This is a genomic window from Lysinibacillus sp. 10T31, from assembly GCF_056394365.1.
On sequence record NZ_JBFTHS010000105.1, the window covers coordinates 1 to 5207 of the forward strand.

Consider the following 5207-nt stretch of genomic DNA (forward strand, 5'->3'; position numbering starts at 1 on the left):
GAGAAGTGAAAAGTTATATGATGTATTACAACCATTATCGAGGGCAATGGAACTTGAAAAAGCTGCCGCCTGCAAAATACAGACAGCAGCTTCAAAAAGTCGCCTAGCTTTTTTTCAAAATGTCCTTTACAAAGGGTACACTTTAATTTTTTTCAGACTAGCTTTTAATTTCTTTTTTTAGCATTAAAAATAAGAAAAGTACACCAATTTCTACGATAAGAGGGACAAAAATAATATTTAAATGGAAGAAAATTATACTTATCAAAATAGCTATACAAATAAATATTGAACTATATCGATAATTTTTTGATTGATAAAAGAATGAGTATGGTAACAAATGTGCACCGTAAATAATTGCATATACAGGTAAGACCCACATAGGTGCTTTAAGTAATAGAAGAATACAAATAATTAAATATAAAATTTGATTGTTTGTTGCAATCAATAGTCCATTAATCAATGGATTTTCTTTATAAAATAAATCAACATTTAATATTTTGGCACAAAGAATTGAAACAGGAAACAGCAATGCACCACAAGATAAAATACCAATATTTTTTATCATTAAATCTAAAGGTAGCAACGCGATTATTGTGATAACTCCCCAAATAAATATTGAGGCCATTATAAAAGGAAGCCCCTTCTTTTGTTTCTGAGCAATATCGTTTAATAGTACTTGTAAGCTAGTATTGAGGTTCATTTCAGTCTCCTTAATTTTCAAGCGATCTATTCAAACTATCCGCTATTTTTTTATTTTCATATTTTGAGAAAAAATAAAATCCGATGATATGACCAATCAACGTTATCAATAAAATTAGCAATAAATAAGGTTTGATAATTACAAATGCTTTCAGTGAAAAAAGATATACACTTCCTAAGCAACAGAAGAAATTCAAAAAAGTACTAATAGTAATTTTAGATGTTACTTTTAATGTTGAGTAATTCCACAAATATGGATAAGCTATACCAAAAACAATCCCCATCAGAACACTAATACCAATTAAATTCCAAATGTAAAGAAAGTTGACTGTTTCTTCGTGAAGATTAAAAATAGTAATTAAGAAAACAATCCAAATCAACCCCAAAAATGAAACGTATAAAAAGCTATTTTTTAAGTCTTTTATCATATCAATTTCTCCTTAATAGATTTTGCATAATGTCTACTGACAATATACTTATTTTGTTGTTTTGTAATAACTTCCAATCTAGCGTGACTTCCCGAAGCAAATGAGCGTATTTGCTTCAAATTCAAAATCATTGAATTATTGATTCTAACCAATCCGAAAGACTCCAAGTAAGATAATTCTTTTAAAATCTTATTCAACAATAGCTCTGTACCATCTATTAAAAAGACTTTGGTAAAATGACCAGATGCTTCAATTACTTCGATGTCATTGAGTTCAATCATAACCTGCCGATTTGTTTTGAAATCTGTTGCGCTTAATGTTATAGATTGAAAAAAATGCTGCTCAATTGTAGAAAGCAATTCTTTATTCGATGGATTACTGATAATCTCAATTTCAGAAGATGATTGATTGTTTTTCCAAATGTAGTTGAATTTCATGTGGATCTCCTTTCTGTTTTAATCGTAGCAACACTTCTCAGAACTTACGATGATTTTTCGTTTTGTTGCAAAAAAAAAAGGCTTTGTTACAGATTTTCCAAACAGGAAAGCCCAATCCTTCAGGTGTGGGATGAGTGTGAGGTCGGATATGGAGTGCCGAAAGGTTTGTGGTGCTTCAAGTATCCGAAAATTCCACTCTTTTTTGTATATGAGTGTATGTTTTTATGGAATTAGGGATTGGGAAAGTAGAGGATGTTAAGCTGCAATATATTACAGACCTTGAAATTCTTTCTTTAAGGATAATACTTTCGAAGCGTTAGGTATAGTAAACTAATGAATATAAATAGGACTCTATGTAGTTGTTTAGTTTAGGGGGGACAGAAATGGAAAAAAATATAGCGATGATTCACACACTTGCTATTGGTATGCCGAAAGAGTTGCATTATAGTAATGGGCGCTCAATGATTACAGGGATTGAAAAACGAAAAGTACAAGAAGTATATTTGTCCGTTCGTGGATTTGAGGGGGACGATGTAGCAGATAAAAAACATCATGGCGGTCCTGACCGTGCCGTTTGTTTATATCCTGCGGAGCATTACATACAATGGGAACAGGAACTTGGTAAACCGTTGCCGACAGCAGCATTCGGTGAAAACTTAACAGTAACGAATATGTTGGAAGCGGAAATTTGCATTGGTGATATTTATAAAATAGGTGATGCTGTCATCCAAGTTACCCAAGGACGTGTACCTTGTAGTACGATTGATAAATATACTGAGGCGAACATATTACTCAAACGTTTAATTGAAACAGGTTATACAGGCTTCCTTGCTCGTGTACTAGAAGAAGGGACAATCTGTGCAGATTCAAAAATTGAATTAGTGGAAAAGCACCCTGAACGTATTTCAGTTTTACATTGCAACGAAGTGTATTTTAAAAACAAAGACGCACTTGCGATGAAACGTATACAAGCAGTTGATGCATTAGCAGAAGATTGGAAACAAAAATTAGAAAAAAGAATTCAACTCTTGCAAAGTAAAGTGATGAATTAAACATATGGGATCAAGGGAGCTCTCCTGTAATCGCTGTAATCAATTATCCCTCGGCATAATTGTAGCTGTCGCTTTGCTTTCGCTACATAAAACGTTGCTGAAAGAAGTTGAAATCCTCTAGAATTCGAATGAATCCTAGGGGATTTTTTATTTTAAAACGTTCAGTCCTGACCTATTTATGCAACGATTTCTTAAAATGTGAACATTAAAAAAGAATTTTACACGAACTTTCGTATAACTTTTGTGAAAAATGTTCGGAAATAGGGTTGAAATCTGAAAAGTGAAATGATATATTACGATTGTAAATTAAATATGTCGTCGTATAATGTCGGGGATAAGGCCCGTGAGTTTCTACCAAGTTACCGTAAATAACTTGACTACGATTTTAGTTATATATACCAATGTATAGACACTAATTAATTTCTCACATAACTGTGTTGAAATGTATCGTAGACATGCGACTAGTAGAGTAGTCAGTGTGTCTTTTTTGTTTTCGATATTGAAGACGACCATACGGAGGATTTCTTTAAAATGAAAAAGTATTTCATGTTCGATGAACTAGGAACTAATTATCGCCGAGAAATAATAGGTGGTATTACTACATTCCTTGCCATGGCTTACATTTTAGCTGTTAACCCTGGTATGTTAGAAAATGCAGGAATGGATAAAGGTGCTGTATTCGTAGCTACAGCATTAGCAGCAACAGTAGGTTCTCTGATTATGGGTATATTCGCTAAATTCCCAATTTCCCTTGCTCCTGGTATGGGCTTAAATGCATTCTTTGCTTTCACTGTTGTTGGAGCTTACGGTATTCCTTGGCAGACTGGTTTAACAGGTGTTTTCTTCTCAGGGGTTATCTTTATCATTCTTTCGTTAACAGGTATTCGTGAAACAGTAATTAATGCAATTCCAGTACAACTTAAATATGCAGTTTCAGCAGGTATTGGTTTATTTATAACTTTTGTAGGTTTACAAGGAGCAGGCATTATAGTCGCTAGCCCAGCTACATTGGTGACTTTAGGAACATTCACTGGTGCAACTTTACTAGCTGTATTCGGGATTGTCCTTTCAATTATTCTTATTATTAAACTACGTAGTATTGGTATTTTCCTAGGGATGGTTGTAACAGCGATTGTTGGTATGATTACAGGTGTTATTGAACCTCCTACAGCAGTTGTTTCAGCAATTCCGAGTGTGGACTCTACATTTATGGTAGCTTTAGATCCAATTTTCCATGACTTCGGTTCATTATTAAATGTTAAATTTTTAGTAGTTGTCTTAACGTTCTTGTTTGTAGATTTCTTTGATACAGCAGGTACTTTAATGGCAGTTGCGACACAGGCAGGATTAGTAAAAGATAATAAATTACCACGTGCAAGCCGTGCATTAATGGCGGATGCTCTTGCAACAACGATCGGTTCTCTATTTGGTACATCAACAACTACAGCTTATGTTGAGTCAACATCTGGTGTAGCAGCAGGTGCTCGTTCAGGTTTCTCTGCTGTTGTAACGGCAATGCTATTCTTGGTAGCATTATTCTTCTCACCATTACTTGCTGTGGTTACTCCAGCAGTAACGGCGCCAGCTCTAGTTATTGTTGGTGTTCTGATGGTATCTTCATTACGTTTAATTGATTGGGATAAATTTGAAATTGCAGTACCTGCTTTCTTTACAGTAATAATGATGCCTCTTGGTTACTCAATTGCTACTGGTATTGCAATAGGTTTTGTATTCTATCCAATAACTATGCTTTTAGCAGGTCGAAAAAAAGAAATTCACCCTATGATGTACGGATTATTCTTTGTCTTCCTTGCATACTTTATCTGGGTACGCTAATAATAAATACACAAATCGAAATATAAACAGCACCTGCAATTGTTAGAAAACGAAACTAACGATTGCAGGTGTTTTTCTTATTGGAGAATTTAAAGCTAGTTAATATATAAAACGATCTTAATGGTAATTAAACTGCATTAAATTCTTCCGGAGAAAAAGGGGAGCAATTAATGAGAGAAATCAGAGCAAGTTAAAATAATCGGAAAGGGCCGTTTTTGTAGAGGCACTTTTCAATAGAAGCATATAAGAGTTTATGTGGTGAAGTTGATTTATATATTATAGAAGAAACTCCTTTTAACTTCTTTCAGCAGGTGTACAAACAGCTGCTGAAAGAAGTTAAAGCCTTCGGACGCAATTTTGCCGAGGCGCAATTGATTTATTTAGAATAGTTTTACTTTAATAATTCACTTGCAAACTTAATATTAAGGTGATATATTTATAAACGTTGTTACGAAACAAACAACAATTTAAAAAATACAAACATGAATGGTTGACATAGAGTTAACAACATGTTAAAGTATAGAAAGTCACTTAAATGTGACGAACTAATGAACCTTGAAAACTGAACAAGCAAAACGTAATCAATAAAGTTTTTAGTARCTAACYTTGAGTTAGTGAACGAAACAAAATTTTGGACATCAAACATGATGCCAGCAAAACAATTTGAGCTAATCAAATTTCTTTTATGGAGAGTTTGATCCTGGCTCAGGACGAACGCTGGCGGCGTGCCTAATACATGCAAGTCGAGCGAACAG

Annotated in this window: 5 protein-coding genes, 1 rRNA gene and 1 riboswitch; of the genes, 3 read left to right on the plus strand and 3 right to left on the minus strand. The window is 33.9% G+C overall.

Annotation, left to right across the window (positions count from 1 at the left end):
- Positions 1-157: 157 nt before the first annotated feature.
- Genes AC1DCY_RS26705 through AC1DCY_RS26715 form a run of 3 tightly spaced genes read right to left on the minus strand, consistent with a single transcriptional unit; the run spans position 158 to position 1564 of the window.
- Positions 158-700 carry a DUF7010 family protein gene (locus AC1DCY_RS26705; protein WP_477355573.1) on the minus strand — a complete coding sequence of 181 codons (543 nt, stop codon included), beginning with the start codon at positions 698-700 and terminating at the stop codon, positions 158-160.
- A 10-nt stretch (positions 701-710) separates the two neighbouring features.
- A complete protein-coding gene (locus AC1DCY_RS26710) occupies positions 711-1127 on the minus strand; it encodes a hypothetical protein (RefSeq protein ID WP_477355576.1) in 417 nt (138 codons plus the stop codon).
- On the minus strand, positions 1124-1564 hold the full coding sequence (locus AC1DCY_RS26715) for a LytTR family DNA-binding domain-containing protein (protein ID WP_477355579.1): 441 nt from the start codon (positions 1562-1564) through the stop codon (positions 1124-1126). Before AC1DCY_RS26715 ends, AC1DCY_RS26710 begins: the two co-directional genes overlap by 4 nt.
- A 383-nt stretch (positions 1565-1947) precedes the next feature.
- Between AC1DCY_RS26715 and AC1DCY_RS26720 the strand changes: the two genes are divergently transcribed.
- From AC1DCY_RS26720 to AC1DCY_RS26730, 3 genes are all read left to right on the plus strand, one after another.
- On the plus strand, positions 1948-2616 hold the full coding sequence (locus AC1DCY_RS26720; RefSeq protein WP_477355582.1) for an MOSC domain-containing protein: 669 nt from the start codon (positions 1948-1950) through the stop codon (positions 2614-2616).
- A gap of 298 nt (positions 2617-2914) precedes the next feature.
- Positions 2915-3016: riboswitch (purine riboswitch) on the plus strand.
- 131 nt (positions 3017-3147) lie between these two features.
- A complete protein-coding gene (locus tag AC1DCY_RS26725; protein WP_053594881.1) occupies positions 3148-4452 on the plus strand; it encodes an NCS2 family permease in 1305 nt (434 codons plus the stop codon).
- Positions 4453-5134: 682 nt separating this feature from the next.
- Positions 5135-5207 (plus strand): 16S ribosomal RNA (locus tag AC1DCY_RS26730); the annotation flags it as partial.

Bases quoted from the DNA above. Each gene is read 5' to 3' on its own strand.
- AC1DCY_RS26710 (WP_477355576.1), bottom strand. From the start codon at position 1,127: ATGATAAAAGACTTAAAAAATAGCTTTTTATACGTTTCATTTTTGGGG.
- AC1DCY_RS26705 (WP_477355573.1), bottom strand. From the start codon at position 700: ATGAACCTCAATACTAGCTTACAAGTACTATTAAACGATATTGCTCAG.
- AC1DCY_RS26720 (WP_477355582.1), top strand. From the start codon at position 1,948: ATGGAAAAAAATATAGCGATGATTCACACACTTGCTATTGGTATGCCG.
- AC1DCY_RS26715 (WP_477355579.1), bottom strand. From the start codon at position 1,564: ATGAAATTCAACTACATTTGGAAAAACAATCAATCATCTTCTGAAATT.
- AC1DCY_RS26725 (WP_053594881.1), top strand. From the start codon at position 3,148: ATGAAAAAGTATTTCATGTTCGATGAACTAGGAACTAATTATCGCCGA.